This window comes from Cohnella sp. LGH, assembly GCF_017671885.1.
GTDB lineage: Bacteria > Bacillota > Bacilli > Paenibacillales > Paenibacillaceae > Cohnella > Cohnella phaseoli.
Window position 1 is genome coordinate 5,433,359 of the sequence record NZ_CP072117.1, and the last position, 17,877, is coordinate 5,451,235.

Sequence of the window (17,877 nt, forward strand, 5' to 3'; positions counted from 1 at the left end):
TTTCCATCGATCCTCTTGTACGCCTTTACTTATGGAACAGCCTCTTCCCAATCCCTATGCCAGGATGACGGACAGAGGACGAAATCGCGGCGAGCTAAAGCTCGGCGACAAAACGGTTTGTCAGCGAGCCCAGCTTCTCGATCTCGATCGTCGCTTCGTCGCCGGGCTGCAAATACACTTGCCGCTCCGGTGGCAGTCCGAGCACAACGCCCTCCGGCGTGCCCGTCAAAATCACATCCCCGGGAACCAGCGTCATATGCCGGGAAATGTAGCTGACGATCTCGTCGACAGGGAAGATCATGTCCGACGTATTGGAGCTTTGGCGCACCTCTCCGTTCACGATCGCGCGGATCGCCAAATCGTTCGGGTTTCCGACCTCGTCCGCCGTGACCAAATACGGACCTAGCGGACTGAAGTCGTCGCATGTTTTGCCGAGCAGCCACTGCTGCGTGCGAAGCTGCAGATCGCGCGCGGACAAATCGTTCACGCAAGCATAGCCGAATACGTAATCAAGCGCCTTTTCTTTAGCTACGTTTTTCGCTTTCTTGCCGATTACGACGGCCAGTTCGGCTTCGTAGTCCAGCTTCCGAGTGACCTCGGGCACGGCGATCGGACGCAAATGCCCGGTCAGCGTGTTGTTGAACTTGTTGAACAAAATCGGATACTCCGGAATCGGCGCGTTCGTCTCTTCGGCATGCTTGCGGTAATTGAGTCCGACGCAAATGATTTTGTTCGGGCGCGTGACGCAGGGTCCCCACTCCAAGGACGATTCGTCCAGTACAAATTCGGAGGAAGCCGACAGCTCCAACTCCCCGATCGCCTGCTCCAGCTCCGCCACTTTGGCTGCGCCGCCCTCTATCACTTCCATAATATCGCTTGTCAATCCGACTCTTGCCACATCGACAACGCCCGCATCCACCTTCACGCCAAGCTGCTGTCTTCCGTTTCTAACGAAAGTTACCAGTTTCATAGTCCTAAGTCCCCCGTATTCCAATTCTGATCCTATTGGCCAAACCAAAACCTCAAGCTACGAGTCTCCCGTCAGGTCGAGACTGTAAAGCGGTAAGTGCCCGGCTGGCATAGATAGGCCACATTTTCTTCGTCTCGTCTCAGGAGAGCAACGCCATCCGCCTGTTCGGCGGGCACGCCGCTTTCCGTAACCGTCGCTCCGAACTTCAGCGGAATGACGACCTCTCCGGAAGCGTTGGGCGGGATCGTCACGCGCATTTCCAATTCGCCCCGATCGGTCACTTCCCACGCGGACTCGATCAACCCTTTGATGCAGCGATAGCGGACGTCGGCCTTGCGCAGCCGCTCGTTGATTCTCGGCTGGATGACGATTTTCTTGTATCCCGGCTCCGCCGGATGGATGCCTCCCATATAGCGGTACATCCATTCGCCGACCGAGCCTAACGCATAGTGGTTAAAGGAATTCATCAACGTATTCTGGAATCCTTTCTCTTCCGTCCATCCGTCCCATCGTTCCCAGATCGTCGTGGCGCCTTCATGGATCGTGTACATCCAGGACGGATAAGTATCCTGTTGCAGCAGACGATAAGCAACGTCGTCATAACCGTACTCGGACAGCACAGGGAGCAAGAAGCGGATGCCATGGATGCCGGTCGTAATGTGCCAATCCTCGATCTCGATGCGGCTGACCAGATGCCGGGCCGCTTGCTCGCGCTTTTCCTCCGGAAGCAGATCCATAAACAGCGCCATGGCGTAAGCCGTCTGCGTATTCCCGCTGATGCGCGCATCTTCGCCGACGAACTCCCGGTTAAACGTCGCTCTGATCTCTTCGTGCAGCTCGGCGTATTGACGCTCGTCCTCCGACTTGCCGAGAACGCCCGCGATATCCCGCATCATGCCGGCGACATAAGCATAATAAGCGGTTCCGAACACTTCAAACGGCGTCGTCGAGAACGCGCTGTAACGAGTGGTGCCGTGCTGCTCGTCGGTCTGATCGGCCGCGGGAATGGACAGCCAGTCCCCGTATTGCGGTTTGTTCCACCGGATATGACGCGGGTACAACATCCGGTTATAGCGAATCCAACGGCTCATGGCCTCGTAATGCCGCTCGAGTATGCGCTTGTCTCCGTAGATCCGATACATGTTCCACGGAATTACGACTCCGGCGTCCGCCCATCCCGAAGAACCGACGAGCGGATAGGCCGAGATCGTCGAATACGGCAAATGCGGCGAGACGTCTGTAAACGCCCCCGTCGGTTTCTGCGCATCCTCGACGTCGATCATCCACTTTTTGAAAAACGAGGCGACCTCCATATTAAAACTGGCCGTAAAAGAATAGATTTGCGCATCTCCCATCCAGCCCGCTCTCTCGTCGCGCTGCGGGCAATCCGTAGGTACGCTGAGGAAATTACCGCGCTGCGTCCAAAAAATGTTGCTGAACAGGCGATTCACCATCTCGTCCGAAGTCTCGATCTGGCCCGTGACGTCCATAGCGGAGTGTATCACCTCGCCGACCAGACATTCTTCCGTCAACTCCCCGGGATACCCGTCGAACTCGACGAACCGGAAACCGTGAAAGGTGAAGGTCGGCGCGTACGTCTCATCTCCCGAGCCGTTCGCGATATAGACATCTAGCTGTTTCGTGTTGCGAAGATTGTCCGTATACAGCTCGCCTTCGCGAGTGAGCACTTCGCCGTGGCGTATCGTTATCCGGTCGCCCCATTCAGCGTTCGCCGGAAGCTTCGCGATCACTCGGCCAACCATGTTTTGGCCCATGTCGACGATATATTTGCGAGGCGCGACCCGCGTTATTTTTTGCGGCTTAACGTTCATCGTCACTTTGATGTCAGGACCGCACTGTGCGTTCAAATAGCCTTTGTAGTCGAAATTGACGCTCGGGTCCAGCCAGCCGGTCGCCTCGTATCCGAATTCGTTCCAACCCGGCAACTCGAGTCTTGCGTCGTACACTTCGCCCATGATCAGGTCGGAGGAAACGATCGGACCAAAGGAAGCTTTCCAGCTTTCGTCCGTCGCCACGTACGACGAGCTCCCGTCTTCGTACTCGACATTCAGCTGCATCAGGGCAAAAGGATCGGTACCGTATTTCTGAAAATCGTACAGCCCGACGTAACCGGCATACCAGCCTTGGCCCAGCGTCAGCCCTATGCCGTTGCCGCCTTGCCGGAGTATTCCGGTCACGTCGAAAGTCTGATAATAGACCCGGGTATTGTAATCGGTAAATTCCGGAGAGAAGACATACTCGCCGACTTTTCTTCCATTAATGTGGCACACGTACAAGCCGAGCGCCGTGGCATGCATCGTCGCGCGTTTGACCGGTTTGGAGACGTTGAAAGTCTTGCGCAAATAAACCGAGGGCTTCTGAATCTCTTTGTTCGGCACGATGTCGGATTTCAGGCCGATCCACTTGCCCTTCCACTCGTCCCGGCTCAGCAGCCCCATCGACCAGCCCCCGTACGACCAGTCGGAAGATTCGTCGTTTTGATTCCATATTTTCACTTTCCAATAATACCGCTGCCTCGATTGCAGCTCCGCGCCCGCATACTCCACGTGCTCCGACTGCTCTGACGCGACTTTGCCTGTATCCCAGGCATGGCCTTCCTCGGCGTCGAGAAGCGACAACTCGGTTGCAACAAGAATGCGATAGGCCGTTTGACGGGTCCCTCTGCCCGAAGCTTCCAGGGCCCAGCCGAACCGGGGACGCAACTCGTCCATGCCTAGCGGATTTTCCAAATATTCAACTCTCAAGCGTTCTGGGCGGAATGCCATGTGAGCACCTCGTTCGTTGGGTTTGTTCAGTTAGGTCAGCCTTTGATGGCGCCGGCCGTCATGCCGGCAATAATGAAGCGTTGCGCGAAAAAGTAAATGATCAGAAGCGGAGCCGAGATAATCAGAATGTTGGCGAAAACAAGATTCCACATCGATCCGAATTGTCCGGTAAATAAGTACATGGTCAGAGGCAGAGTCATCTGTTTGCCGCTGGACAAGAAATAGAGCACGTACATAAAGTCGTTCCAGACGAAGGTGGAGTTAAAGATAAACAGCGTAACCATGATCGGTCCCATTAGCGGAAGAACGATCCGGAAAAACAATTTATATTTGCCGCAGCCGTCGATGATGGCGGCTTCGTCGATCTCTTTACTAATGCTCTTCAAGAACTGGTTCGCCAGAAATACGCTGAGCGGCGAACGAGTCGCCACGTTGATCAGTACGACGCCGAGGATCGTTCCGTTCAAATGGAAAAAGCTAAGCACCTTGTATAGCGGAACGATAGCGGGAGGAACGACGAGCCCCAGCATAACCAATACGTTTAATGCCGCACTCCAACCGTCTTTTCTTCGCTGTATCACGAATGCGGCCATCGCGGCCGAGATCAGAATGATCGCTACGCTCGAGAAGGTGAGCACGATGCTGTTCGTAAAGGCGAGCGGCAGATCGGCGACTTCGAACACTTTGGAATAATTGCTCCATTCCAGCTTTGAAGGGAAGGCAAGGCCCAATTCGCTCGCTTCAGCGGGCGACTTCAACGAATTGATAAAGATGAGGTAAAAAGGAACGAGGATCAGCAAGCTCATAGCGGATATCACGGCAATGAGAGCGATTTGTCCATACGGAAGGGAACGCGACTTCATTAGACCTCAACCTCCCGCTTGTCCAGGAATTTCCTCATTGTAACCGTCAGCGTGATCACGATCACGAATATAATCAACTCGCCGGCGGTAGCCAGGCCGTATCGGCCCATGGCGAATTGCTTGTAGACCAATGTTTTCAGCACTTCCGAATAATAACCCGGTCCGCCGCCCGTCGTTACGAATACGAGATCGAATTTCGTCAATCCGACGATAAGCGCGAAAATGACGTTGGCGTTAAACGCCGACGCAAGCATCGGAAACGTAATATAGCGGAATTTCTTCCAGGGTCCCGCACCGTCTATGGAGGCCGACTCCATCATGTCGGAGGGAATAGTCTGCAGCGCCGCGATAAAAATCGCCAAGTGAAAACCGGCCGATTTCCAGACGTCGATGAAGACTAAGGAGTAGATGACCTGACCTTTCTCGATGAGCCAATTCAGCGCCAAAAAATCCAATCCTATCGCTCGCAGCGCTTTGTTCAGCACGCCGATCTCCGGATGCATGATCGCAGTAAACAGGACGCCGATCGCGATATAGCTCAGAACGTAAGGGGAGAAGAAGATCGTACGAAAAAAGTTGCTGGCAATGCAATGATACAGCGCCATGGCAAGCGCTAGGGACACTCCGACTTTAAGGACGATCGACAAAATCGTAAAAATAGCGGTATTGGCCAGCGCCGTGGAAAACACCGGGTTGTTGAACATCTCGACAAAGTTGCTGAACCCGGAAAACTTCGCGGATGTCAGATCCCAGTCGGTAAACGCATAGTAGAAGCTGAACAAAGTAGGCAAAACGAAAAAAATGCCGTAGATGAGCAGCCAAGGAATAGCGAAGCTAATCGAGTAGGTTTTGCGTTCCAATTTATGCAATCTGATCTCCCCTATCCGATATTGAAGCCCCGTACGGGGCTCCAATATCCGTTATGCCGTCTATCAGAATCCCGGGGCGCCTTTGGCTTTCGCGTTCTTCGCAAGAATGTCGGACAACTCCGCGGCAAGATCCGCACCCGATTTCTGGCCCATCAGAATTTCTTGTACCGTTTGACCGAACGCGCCCATGTTGGCGACGACGCTGAAGTCGACTGTAGCGAACTGCTTCGCCGTTTTGGTGACTTCGATCATTTCTTTTACCGGATCAAGCAGTTTCGATTCGTCAAGCTCGACGCCTTTGTAAGCCGGTACGCCGGCTGCCGGCAACGTGTCGAAGTAAATTTTCTGTCCTTCGGAAGAGGCGAAGAACTCGATGTACTTCTTGACGGCGTCGGCGTTTTTGCTCGATTGCGGAATACCGTAGATCATCGGAGGCCATACGGTAACCGTCTTATCGCCTTCTACCGGCCATGGGAAGAAGCCCACGTCGTTTATCAGGTCGGGCATCGTGTCCAGAATGGTGCTAAAGGCGCTCGTCAGCACCGGATACATGCCCGCCTTGCCCTCGGAAATGGCTTGCAAGCCGTTCGTGTACGTAGCCGACAAGTAGTCGCTGTTCACGTAGCCTTGATCGACCATCTTCTTCATCGTATCGAACGCTTCGATGAAATGGGCAGCGTCCTTGAACGTAGCTTGATTCGTATTGATTTTGTCCAGTATGCCCGGGCTCTGCAGTTGGTCGTACGAGAAGGCGGCAAGTCCAGGAATTTGCAGCGTCCAGGAATCCTTCGCCGACAGGTAGAGCGGAACCTTGCCGGCCGCTTTCAGCTTCTCGCTGACGGCGAACAGTTCGTCGAGCGATTGCGGAATGCTGATGCCCGCCTCCGTAAACGCTTTCTTGTTATACGCGATTCCGCCAAATTTCAGCGCCTGTCCCGGCACGCCGTATACTTTGCCGTCCGGTTCTACGTAATAGGGCTTGATGTCGTCCAATATATTTTGAATGATCGGCATGTCCGACAGGTCAATCAGTTTGTCCTTCGCCTGCAGGTCGTCTCGCGTCCTCGCACCCGGGTGATAGCTGATCAGATCCGGAAGATCGTTCGTGCCGGCCTTCACTTTGTAGATTTGTTCCATTTGCTCCAGCGGCAGCACCTGGATGTCGAGCTCGACGCCGACCGCCTCGCCGATCGCTTTCATCCACACGTCGCGGCTCGGGCTGTCTCCGCCCACCGCATGAGATATCGTAACCTTTTTGCCCGTGTTCGCTGATCCGGCCGGTTCGGAGGAGCCTGCGGACGGCGACGCGGTCGAACTGGAAGGACTTGCATTATTGCCGCCTCCACATGCGGTGGCGGCGACTAAAGCGGCGGCGGACAATGAGAACAGCGCAGTACGAATGACTTTTGACATCTTGAAAATACCCTCCCTGATTTCTTTTTATTTTTTGGCGTTACATGGCGAGCAAACCGCCGTCGACGTACACCGTAGTCCCGGTAACGTAATCCGAATCCTCATGCGCCAGAAACACCGCGGTGCCGGCCAGATCCTCCGGCTCTCCCATGCGGCCCCAAGGAATTCTCTTAACCGTCTCTTCTCTCATGCCCGGCTTGGAGAACTCCTCCATGCTGATATCCGTATCGATGACGCCGGCGCCGATCGCGTTGACATTGATCCCGTATTGGGCCAGTTCGAGCGCCATGCACTTGGTCATGATTTTAATGCCGCCTTTGGTCATGGCGTACTGGGTCAAATCGGCAGTGCCGACTTCTTCGGAAATAGAGGACATATTGATAATTTTTCCGCCTTTGCCCTGCCGTATCATCTCCTTCGCCGCCCGCTGGCCGCTGAAGAATGTTCCGAACAGATTGACGTTCCATATTTTCCTGACCGTCTCCGGCTCGACTTCGATAAAAGGCTGGAATACGGCGATTCCCGCATTGTTTACGACGATGTTGATCTCGCCGAATTTCTCCAGCGTCTTGTCGTATAGCCGATTGATCTGATCGAGATCGGAAACGTCGCACACGATGCCGATCGCAGACCCGCCTTCCCGGCGGATCGATTCAGCCACCTCCTCGCACAGCTCCGCATTCGTGCCCGATACGATCACGTTCGCTCCTTCTCTGCCGTAGCGGACGGCGATTCCCTTGCCGATCCCTCTGGTGCTTCCCGTCACGATAGCCGTTTTGCCCGCTAACCTGCTCATTTTACCTCGCTCCTTCTGAAAGATTTATGATGTATTTGCTGAACTTGGCCTTGCCGTCGGCAAGATCCGCGAACACTCCGATCGCTTCCTCCAATCCGCATGTCGACGACCAGCCCTCACCGGTTACCTTGCCTTGGGACAACAATCTAACCGCCTGCTCGAAATCTTCGTCCGAATAGGTGTACGATCCGACGATCGCGATTTCCTGACGCACGACGTGGTTCATGGAGAGCAAGGATTGATCCTGTCCCAGTCCTACCGCAACGATCGTCCCCCCCGGATTGACGTTCCGGATCGCATCCTCGCGGGTAGATTGAACGCCGACGCAATCGATGATCGTATCCACTCCGCGTGCGCCGAACAATCTCGCGCAGGCTTCCTCAGAATGCTCCGGCGTCGAAGTGTCGGCGCCGAGCTGTTTGGCGAAAGCAAGCCTGTCGGGTTGTCTGTCTATGACCAGTACGCGATCGGCGCCCATCGTCAACGCCGCTTGCAGCGTCAGCAGTCCGATCGGTCCGGCTCCGTAGATCATCAAATTTTTGTATGGCTTCAGCCCCAGCTTGACCGCATGGATGCATACCGCAAGCGGCTCCGCCAAGGAGGCCAGGTTGGAGTCCATTGCCGCGGGTACGGAATACAGATTCGCGGCGGGCACGGCGACGAATTCCGCGAACGCTCCCGGACGGTGAATTCCGACGATCTGCCGGTTGCGGCATATGTTCCCTTTGCCGATCCGGCAGCGGTCGCACGTCCCGCAAGAGACGAGCGGGTTCACGATGACCTTGCTTCCGATCGTGAATTGGTTTACATGACTCCCCAAACGAACGATCGACCCGCAAAATTCGTGCCCCATCACGAGAGGAGGTTTTCTAATGCTACTGTGGCCTAAATACCCTTCCAATTCACTGCCGCAGATCCCGACGGCTTCGACGCGAAGGATCGCCTCGTCCGGTTTCGGTTCCGGAACGTCTCTCTCCTCGACCGCCAACTGTCTAGCTCCCAAATATACAAGAGATTTCATTACTGCTTCCAACCTCCGCTGCTTCGGTTCTGTTCCGTTTCCCACTAGATCTTGCCGACTCCGTTCACCACGTGCAGCAGACGCTCCCCGGAAAACAATCTTTTGATTTCGAGCGCCGCATATTCCTGCAAACGAAGAAGAGAGCTTTCCGAATACCAGGCGCAATGACTGGTGACGAGGCAATTGTCCATCTTCAGCAGCGGGCTGTCGGGAGCGATCGGCTCCTGCTCCAGCACGTCGACCGCGGCTCCCGCGATCTTGCCGTCGCGAAGGGCGTCAATCAAAGCTTCGGTGTCGACCGTTCCTCCGCGGGAGGTATTGACCAAGAAGCTTGTCGGCTTCATCTTGTCGAAGGCCTCCGCGTTCAACATCCGTTTTGTCGCCGGCGTAAGCGGCATGTGGACCGATAAAATGTCGCTGCGAGCGAGCAACGTCTCCCAATCCACCTTCTCTACGCCCCATTCGGCCATAACCGACTCGTCGACGTACGGATCGTATGCGATCGCTTTAAGACCGAACCCCGCCGCCCGCTTCAGCACCGCTTTTGCGATATTGCCGAATCCGGCCAACCCGATCGTTTTGTCCTGTAATCCGACAATCGGTCGGCAAGGGGAAATCTCCCATATGCCGTCTCTCACCCGTTGCACGACTTGAGGAATTTTGCGAACGATGGCCAGCATCAAGGAAAGCGTATGATCGGCCACTTCCTGGATCGCGTAATCGGGAACGTTAACGACGGGGATATTTTTGCGTTTGGCCGCTTCGAGATCGACATTGTCGACTCCGATGCCGTATCTCACGATCACCCGGCATTTCTCGAACGATTCGATCGCTTCCGCCGTAAGCGGCGCCCACTGAGTCAATACGGCGTCCGCGTCGCGGCACAGGGCGGCGACCTCGCTCGCCGTCCGGCATTGCCCTTCGGCAAAAGCGAAGCCTAGCGGCTGTAAAATACTTTTCTCCTGCTCCAAGTCGGGAAATCCGGAATCCGTAACTGCTACCAAGTAGTTGCTCATATTTCCCCTCCGTCTATTTCCGTATCGCCAGCGCTCTCACCGGCGAACCGTCGCGTCCCTTAATTCTCAAAGGAGCCGCCATGAAAAAGAATTCGTCCGCCCCGATGTCGCCCAAGTTAGCCAACCCTTCCACGATGACGATCTCCGCCTTCAGCAAAATTTTGTGAACCGGATCGAAATCGGTTGGATTCGGCGTCGGAACGTCCATGCCGATCATCGCGATTTTGCGTTCCGCCAGCCATTCCGCCAGCTCGATCGTCATGTAGGGAAAATCGGAGAAGTAGTGCTTTTGCGGATATTGCCTGAACCAATCCGTCCGGTAGATAAGCCGGGTTCCTTCGCCGATCCGGTGGGCCACGGAAGCGAAATCTTCGATCGTGATCGCTTCCTTGGGCTTCTTATGGGACAAATCGACGAGCAACGCATCTCCGATACACTTGTTCAAATCGAGCTGCTCGACCGTCTTCCCGTCGTCGAGGAAATGGAACGGCGCATCCAGGTGAGTGCCTTGATGGGTGCTCATGACGAGCTGCGAAATGTTATACCCCATACTGTCGACCGTGTGATGGACGATGACCGCGCATTTCGGATCCAGAGGAAATGTCGGTGCGGCATGGTAGATGTCCAAGGACAAATCCACGATGTTTCCGTTCATAGCTTCTCCAACCTCCCGCCAAAAGTTATATCCAATTTTCCGAAAACAAAGAACAATAAAACCCCGTCATTCCATTAGTAAGCGTTTGCAGATCAAGGTTAACACCGATAAATTGGTTATGTCAATACACTATATAAATTTTAAAGTTATATTAGTATTGTTGTTATATCTATAAATAAAGAGGAGAAAGTTTGGTGCAGTCTAAAATAAAACAATATGTCCAATTTAAGGGATTGAGAGAAGATATCTCGGCACTGGTTGAAGCGGATAGTTAAAAGAGCTTACCATCGGCAATCTGGATATGTCAACGCAATGAGTTGTTTTCGGAAATTTTCATTGGATCGCTCCACCCCACCCTCTATTGATATATCAATACAAATGTTATATACTTTCATCAAATCCCATTCAAACGGGATTCGATTTTAATAACGATTTCGGAGTGAATCCAGAGCATGAACGCTAAGAAGCCCCTATACTCGCAAATCCAGGATTACGTTATCGCCCAAATAGAAAAAGGCCAATGGCCGCCGCACTATCAAATTCCTCCCGAACGGGAAATCGCCGAGCAGTTTCAGGTCAGCAGAATAACGGCAAAGCATGCTATGCTTGGCTTGGTAAATGACGGCTTCCTTTACAGGCATCGCGGCAAAGGAACGTTCGTCTCCGACAGAAGCCCCAGCTCGACTCCGACGGAACCGCAGCGATCCGCGCCCCTCCTCGTGCAGCAAAACAAGAGGATGATCGGATTCATCATGCCTTGGATGGAATCCCACTATTCCTCTCTTTTGATATCCGGAGTAGAGTCCGCCTTGTCCCAGCTTTCCTATCATTTTGTATTCAAGAGGATTGCCACTCGCGAGGAAGAATCGCAGGCTATTCACGATTTTTTGAATATTCCCGTAGACGGGATCATTATCGTTGCCAGTCAAGGAGAGCAGCACTTCAACGATGACATCGTGCGCCTTGTACTTAATAAGCACCCCGTCGTTCTTGTCGAAAGAACGATGCGCGACATTCGGACCAACGGCGTTTATTGCAATACGAAGGAAATCGGCGCGCTTATGGCCGATTACCTGATCGAACGGAAGGCCCGCTCCATCGGACTCGTCACCTACCCGCCTTTATATACGATCGGCGTAAGCGATCGGGTAAGCGGGTTCCAGGACGCGCTGGCGCAGAAGGGGAAGGAGGCTTTGTCTCCCAGCCAAATTCTCTCGGTCTCCGCCTCGATACTCGAGCATTCGAATGCGGACGACATTCCTTCGGAAATCATCGAATTTCTGGACAACAACAGAGAGCTCGACGCGATCGCCGCCGTCGACGCGCTGCTCGCCCGTTACGTCGGCAAGGCTTGCGCCAAGCTCGGCTTAAAGCATATTCGCATCATTTGCTGCGACCAACCGCTTCTCTATCCGGATTGCGTCTCCCCTAGCGCTTATATTGACCAGTCCCCATTCGAGATGGGGACGATCGCGGCGCAGATGATCGTCGATGCCATCGCGAACGGAACCGAGCCGCGCAAGCATAAAATCCCTCCCCGCCTCGTCGAGCTGTCGTAGCCGACTGCGGTTGGGTCAGTTACCTGAGCACTTGTCCTACGGAAAGCGTTTGTAGGCCACTTTCTCGAAGGAATTACCGTCTTTGCAGTCTGTTGAGCCGTTACGCAGGCGGATTCGCACATTGGACTGCTTCTTACGGTCTCGCAGACCGTTATACGGGCGGATTCGTACATTGGACTGCTTCTTACGGTCTCGCAGACCGTTATGCGGGCGGATTCGCACATTGGACTGCTTCTTACGGTCTCGCAGACCGTTGTACGGGAGGATTCGCACATTGGACTGCTTCTTACGGTCTCGCAGACCGTTATGCGGGCGGATTCGCACATTGGACTGCTTCTTACGGTCTCGCAGACCGTTACGCGAGCTGGTTCAACTGGGTTTGACGTATAGGCAGAAGGCATCTCTTAAAAAACTGCTCATCGGCGCCATAACAAAAGAGAGTTATTAGCGGGCTAATGTAAGTCAATTCGTCAGTTATGACAAAAACCGGAGGTGCCAGGTCCTGTACCCGACGTCTCCGGTTTTAAGCTTCTTTGCGGCAATTCGCCACTCACTTTTTCCCCAACTTATCCGATCAAGCTCTCATAATAGCCCACCAAATCGTCGGGCGGACGAATGCCCAGTTCGCGGTCAAGCAGCCGAACGTAGTCGGCGTACAGCGCGTTCAAACCGTTCTTGTCCCCGATCCGCTCGCGCGCCAGCAGCATTCGGCGAATGACCGATTCGTCCAACGGATTACGCTGGTTCAGCTTCGCGAGCAGCTTAAGCGCGGCCGCCGCGTTCCCCATGAGAAGATAGGCTTCGGCAAGCTTTCCGGATAGCGAGGCGTACAACTCCGCGTACCGTTCCGTCTCATGGACGGCCCATACGTATGCCCTGTCTCCGAACAGATCGCCGGTATAGTCTTGTTCTATCCGCTGCGCCCGGTCGATATTATCGGACGCGACCGTCTGAAGCCGACTCGCCTGCGCCGCAAACTCGACATAATCGATCGCCGAGCCGGACGGCAATTCGAGCGCGTACCCGTCATTCTCGGAACGTACCGTATCGCGCAAACCAAGCGGTTCCAGAGATTTGCGCAGATGGTAGATCGATGTATTCAAATATTTTAGCGCCTGCTCATGCTCCATGCCTCCGAAAATATCGGAGATCAGCCGCGAGCGCGGAATCCTTCTCCCTGGATGGAGCAGCAGATAGGCGAACAGCTCCGCGGATTTGCGGGAGATCCATTTGACGCGGCCGGCTTCGTTGCTGACGACCACGTCGCCCAGCACTGTGACGACCGTCTTGCCCGTACCGACCGCCGTCGCTGCCGAAGCCGGCATCGCCGGCCCCGGCGCCCAGGTCCGATTCGCCGCAAGCGCCCGCTGAACCGCTCGTTGCAGCCGCTCCTGGGTGATCGGCTTTACCAGGTAGTCCAGCACGGACAGCTCGTAGGCTTTCAGCGCATATTCCTTATGGGACGTGACGAACACGATCTGCATCGGGGCCTCCGCAGCGTTCATCCGGGCGGCAAAAGTCAATCCGCTCTCGCCCGGCATAGAGATATCTACGAAAGCGAGACCTATATCCCCGTGCTTTTCCAGATAAGCCTTCGCCGACCTCGTATCCGAGAATGCTCCGACCACCTGAACCTCCGGCAGCTTGGCCAGCATTTTGCGCAAAATCAGATGCATCGTCGGCTCGTCGTCCACTACAATCGCTTTCATCCGCTCTCCCCCTCCCGATCGCCTTCGACGAATTCGGCTAGACCGCCTGCAAAGCCGGCCAGTGAAAAATAGAAGGTCGTGCCCTCTCCCGGAACGCTATCGAACCACAGCCGTCCGCCGTGAATCCGCACGAATTCTCGCGCCAGAACAAGCCCAAATCTGGCGTTCAGCGATTCGTCTCCTTGCACCGGAGGCTTGAAAAACGGCTCCTCCAGCCGCAGAAGCTCGGAAATATCCGGGTCGATGCCCGCTCCGTTATCCCGCACGGATACGACAACCGACTCTCCCTCCTGCGAGGCGCCGACTTCGATCAAGCCTCCGATTCCCGTATACTTGATCGCGTTGGAAAGCAGGTTGCGCAAAATCAAATCCAGCATCTCTTTGTCCGCGCGAACCGCCAGCCGAGCGTCAATGTTCTCCGTCAAGTCAATTCGTTTGATTCCCGATTTCGCTCCCGCCAGAGCTAGCGCCTGCCGGACAACCTGCTGCAAATTCCAGCTCATCGGACTAAACACAATCTGGCCCTTCTGGCTGCGATACCAATCCAATAGCTGCTCGACCAGATGGAACGTGCCGTTCACCTGGTCCTTCAATTCGAGAAATAGCTCGGCATGCTCCCGGCCGGCGGCGGTCAGCTCCTCGCCCAGAAGCTCGGTCAAGCTGACAAGCAGCGCGATCGGGTCCCTGATATCGTGCGCAACGACGGTAAACAGCTTATCCTTGAAGGTGTTCAGCTCGGCGAGCTGACGGGCGTTTTCGCGCAGTCTCGCCTCATTTTCCTTCAGCTCCGTAATATCGTTGAGCATTAAAATTTTGCCGATCGGCTGCGCGTCCGCTTCAATGATCGGAGTTAAGCTGCAGGCATAATACCGAGTTCGTTCCCCGTCCGTTCGGCGAAACGGAAATTGAGCTTCTCCCGAGCCGGCGCCGCGAATGCTTTCCAGCAGCTCCGGGTGCGCGGTCAACGCCACGGCGGTCTCTGCCGGATAGCGGGCAATACCGGACAACTCGCCTATCACAGACGCCGCTGCCCGATTAAAGCTTACAATCCGATCGTCTCCGTCTATCAGCACGACCCCGTCGCGAATCGTATCGAACAGCTTCGCCTGTGCGAGCGGCATGAGCCGCAGCAGATTAAAACGATAGATTCCCCATACGTAGACGATTCCCGATACGACAAAGCCGAACGGGGTGAGATCGACGCGAATGCCGAACCAGAACACCGCATTGAGCAGCATCGGGGCGGCCCCGCCGAAGGCAAGGATGACGATCTGCTTGCGCATAAGCGAAGGGGAACGCCAGTAAAGCGGGATAAACAACAGCATTCCGAACAGCATTACGCCGTAATTGTAGGCGCCGTGCACCTTGTACCAGAAGCCTTTGATCGTCGTGTATAGAGGAACCTCGGAATCCATATTTAAGATGTAACGTTCGTATACGAGGTGATGCCAATCGTTGGTCAAATGAAATCCGAACACAAGCGCCGGAATAATCATCAGCGCTACCGCCAACTGCTTCCGGCGCTTCGCGGCGATCCCCGCAAACTGAATAACGAGAAGCAACCACAGCGTGGAGCTGAAAGGAATGCCCAAATATTCGATCTGCAACGACAGCTTAAACTCGTCCAGAGTTCGGCTGAGCACCTCCAGCCCATAGCCGAACGCATAGAAAGCCGCTGCCAGCATCATGAAGAAAACCGTTTTGGCGACGGGCAGATGGCGCTTCCGGTAAGCAAGCCATGAGATGAACAGCATGATCGCCGCGGCGGCGAACAGAAAGATCGACATCCACTGCTTAATATCCACGAAGACGGCTCCCTTGCTTGCGATGATTGGCGGCCGGGCCGGAATGCAGCCCCAGTTCGGGATTCAAATCCCTCCGCTATCATCATAACATCCGAAGGCCACAGTCCGAATCGTTTTTTCGACATGGGGCGGAGCTAGCCGTTGCGAATCTCTTCGAAGAAGTAGCTGTATTCGCCCAACTCCTCCCGCGTAATCGTGCGATTGGTCTTGTCCAGCTCATATTGATACGCCTGGAAAATGTGTTTCATCCCGACGGACTCGCCGTTCCCGCTGGCCAGGAATGCCGCGGTGAGAGCGACGTTCTTGATGCTTCCGCCCGACATCTGCAGCTTGCGGCCAAGGAAGCCGCAGTCCAGATCGGGAGCAAGCGGCGTCTCCTGCGGGAAAATGCTCTTCCAGATCGTCTCCCGCTGTCGCTCGTCCGGAAACGGAAAACGAATGACGTAATTGATGCGGCGCAGGAAGGCTTCGTCCATATTTTGCAAATAGTTTGTCGCCAAAATGGAAATGCCCCGATACTCCTCCATCTTCTGCAGCAGAAACGCCACTTCCGTATTGGCGTTCTTGTCGTGGGAATCCTTCACCTCGGACCGTTTGCCAAACAGCGCATCGGCTTCGTCGAAAAACAAAATCGCATAGCTCGACTGGGCCTCGTCGAAAATTTCGCGCAAGTTTTTCTCGGTCTCTCCGATATATTTGCTAATAATTTGCGACAGATCGATTTTGTAGATTTCCATGTCCAGCTCATTGGCCGCGATTTCCGCCGCCATCGTCTTGCCCGTTCCCGGAGGACCGGAGAACAGCAAGCTGACCCCTGTGCCGTAGGAGAGCTTGCGCTGAAATCCCCATGAGCCATACACCGTGTGCTTGTAGCGGATATGGTTGCATGCATGCTGCAGCTTGCGAGTCTGAGGCTCGGGGAGCACAAGGTCGGCCCAACGATGCTTGGGGGACAACCGCTTCGACTTCGCCCCCAGATTGTGGTTCAGCTGCTTGTAGCAGGCCTGGATCAGATCGCCCCAGCCGATGAGCTCCCGGCCTCCGCCGGTCGATCTCCACTGTGCCGCAGCCCGTGCCGCAGCTAGCGAGCCTTCGATCTGGCCGGGATGGAAAATGAAACGCGACGCCAGCGCCTCCCAGTCAATTCCGCCCTCCACCTCGTAAGCGAGCGCAAGGGTTTGCCAAGCCTCGATCCGTTCCTCGTCCCGAAGACCCGGAATTTCCAGCTCTAGGCCGATGACGCCGCGACGATCAAGCGAACGCAACGGTTCCTCCGACAGCAGGAAAACGATGCCCGGAAGCCGGGCAAACCGTTCAAGCAGCGCCGTCATGCGACGCTTCTCCGCTTCTCCGTCAATCGCAGCGGGAAAGCCGTAAAAAACGGGGATCGCCTGTTGAATGGCCGCTTCGCGGAACACTGCGTCCAGCGCGTCCGGCCCGCCTTCGTCCGTCTCCGGAAGCTTCGCCATATCCACATACAGCAGCGCTTCATTAAAGTGAACGCCGATATGGGCGGCTTGCGCCCTCCCCCCCGCGCCTTCGGCTCCCCATAGAGAGACGACCAGCGAAGCTCCGTTCGATCCATCCTCCTCGATCCGCCGGGTCAGCCAGCTGCGCAGCTTCGTTTGAATGTCGAAGTGCCCCAGCAGCGGCGGCGTCTCCGCAGAGGAGGACACAATTTCCATATAACGCGCCAATTCTTCCGGCATGGCGATCGAATCGAGCGTGAACCTGACGATGCGTTCATCCAGACGACAGTATTTGTTAATGGTCGTTCCGCCTTTGCGCGTCCCTGCCGCTTCTCGGAGGAAATACCGGCTTAATACCCCGTCATCCCGCAAAATTCTCGCCGCCAACCGGCGCTCGTCCGCATTGCTTGCGGCAAGCGACGCAATTAAATCCCGGCTCGGATGCGTCGCGCTGCGCTCCCCTTGCAGCAACGCAAACGCCGATTCGTATTTCCGATCTACCTCTACCGCCAGGCAAATGACGGCAATTCTTTGCTCCAGTTCCGTCAGTCCGAACAGACGAGCCAAATACGGTAGCGGCAAAAAGGCATTATCCCGCTCCCCGAGAAGCTCGCCCCGCTCCGCCCTTTCACGAGCGCGTTCCCATTGAAGCGCCAGCTCCAATTCAAGCTTGTCCAACGGCGGCTCGCCCTCATTCGTGCGGCGGGTCGGATGACGAAAATCCCGCGCTCCCGCGCTCATTGCCGCGCCCGTACTGAACGCCTCAGCAGCAGAGCCGAGCTCCCCTTCCAGCCTCTCTCTCCGGTAAAGCATAAGGGAGATTCCGGAATCCAACCATTCCAGCCATCCTCCGACATAATCCGTTCCGTCCCGAAAAGGCGCCCCGTTTTCGGCTCCGCCGTATGCCGCCTCCGCTGTTGCAACTGCTTGCTCCATGCCGCTCCCC

14 protein-coding genes are annotated in these 17,877 nt (G+C 55.2%); 1 reads left to right on the forward strand and 13 read right to left on the reverse strand.

Features of this window, described 5'->3' with window-relative positions; genetic code table 11:
* Window positions 1-94: 94 nt before the first annotated feature.
* From J4772_RS23200 to J4772_RS23240, 9 genes are all read right to left on the reverse strand, one after another.
* The gene (locus J4772_RS23200; protein WP_209071579.1) at window positions 95-970 is read right to left on the reverse strand and encodes a fumarylacetoacetate hydrolase family protein; all 876 of its coding nucleotides are present in this window, start codon (window positions 968-970) and stop codon (window positions 95-97) included.
* Window positions 971-1,041: 71 nt separating this feature from the next.
* Window positions 1,042-3,756, reverse strand: coding sequence for an alpha-L-rhamnosidase (locus tag J4772_RS23205; protein ID WP_209071580.1), 2,715 nt, complete (start codon window positions 3,754-3,756; stop codon window positions 1,042-1,044).
* A gap of 35 nt (window positions 3,757-3,791) precedes the next feature.
* Complete coding sequence (locus tag J4772_RS23210; protein ID WP_116065015.1) at window positions 3,792-4,619, reverse strand: carbohydrate ABC transporter permease; 828 nt, start codon at window positions 4,617-4,619, stop codon at window positions 3,792-3,794.
* Window positions 4,619-5,488, reverse strand: a complete 870-nt coding sequence (locus J4772_RS23215; protein WP_116065014.1) for a carbohydrate ABC transporter permease — start codon at window positions 5,486-5,488, stop codon at window positions 4,619-4,621. The genes J4772_RS23210 and J4772_RS23215 overlap by 1 nt, the downstream gene beginning before the upstream one ends.
* 63 nt (window positions 5,489-5,551) lie before the next feature.
* On the reverse strand, window positions 5,552-6,901 hold the full coding sequence (locus tag J4772_RS23220; protein WP_209071581.1) for an ABC transporter substrate-binding protein: 1,350 nt from the start codon (window positions 6,899-6,901) through the stop codon (window positions 5,552-5,554).
* A 40-nt stretch (window positions 6,902-6,941) separates the two neighbouring features.
* Window positions 6,942-7,697, reverse strand: a complete 756-nt coding sequence (locus tag J4772_RS23225) for an SDR family NAD(P)-dependent oxidoreductase (protein ID WP_209071582.1) — start codon at window positions 7,695-7,697, stop codon at window positions 6,942-6,944.
* Window position 7,698: 1 nt separating this feature from the next.
* Complete coding sequence (locus tag J4772_RS23230; protein WP_209071583.1) at window positions 7,699-8,718, reverse strand: zinc-dependent alcohol dehydrogenase; 1,020 nt, start codon at window positions 8,716-8,718, stop codon at window positions 7,699-7,701.
* 44 nt (window positions 8,719-8,762) lie between these two features.
* On the reverse strand, window positions 8,763-9,734 hold the full coding sequence (locus J4772_RS23235; RefSeq protein WP_209071584.1) for a C-terminal binding protein: 972 nt from the start codon (window positions 9,732-9,734) through the stop codon (window positions 8,763-8,765).
* Window positions 9,735-9,747: 13 nt separating this feature from the next.
* A complete protein-coding gene (locus J4772_RS23240; RefSeq protein ID WP_209071585.1) occupies window positions 9,748-10,389 on the reverse strand; it encodes a cyclase family protein in 642 nt (213 codons plus the stop codon).
* Between the two features lie 452 nt (window positions 10,390-10,841).
* Here J4772_RS23240 and J4772_RS23245 point away from each other — a divergent pair, with 452 nt between their 5' ends.
* A complete protein-coding gene (locus J4772_RS23245; protein ID WP_209071586.1) occupies window positions 10,842-11,948 on the forward strand; it encodes a GntR family transcriptional regulator in 1,107 nt (368 codons plus the stop codon).
* A 36-nt stretch (window positions 11,949-11,984) separates the two neighbouring features.
* On the opposite strand, the gene J4772_RS23250 is transcribed toward J4772_RS23245, so the two are convergent.
* From J4772_RS23250 to J4772_RS23265, 4 genes are all read right to left on the reverse strand, one after another.
* The gene (locus tag J4772_RS23250; protein WP_209071587.1) at window positions 11,985-12,272 is read right to left on the reverse strand and encodes a hypothetical protein; all 288 of its coding nucleotides are present in this window, start codon (window positions 12,270-12,272) and stop codon (window positions 11,985-11,987) included.
* 242 nt (window positions 12,273-12,514) lie between these two features.
* Entirely contained in the window at window positions 12,515-13,657 is a 1,143-nt protein-coding gene (locus J4772_RS23255) for a response regulator (protein WP_209071588.1), read from the reverse strand.
* Complete coding sequence (locus J4772_RS23260; protein ID WP_209071589.1) at window positions 13,654-15,462, reverse strand: sensor histidine kinase; 1,809 nt, start codon at window positions 15,460-15,462, stop codon at window positions 13,654-13,656. Before J4772_RS23260 ends, J4772_RS23255 begins: the two co-directional genes overlap by 4 nt.
* 134 nt (window positions 15,463-15,596) lie before the next feature.
* Window positions 15,597-17,867 (reverse strand): ATP-binding protein, encoded by a 2,271-nt coding sequence (locus J4772_RS23265; RefSeq protein ID WP_209071590.1) that lies wholly within the window; start codon window positions 17,865-17,867, stop codon window positions 15,597-15,599.
* Window positions 17,868-17,877: the final 10 nt, after the last annotated feature.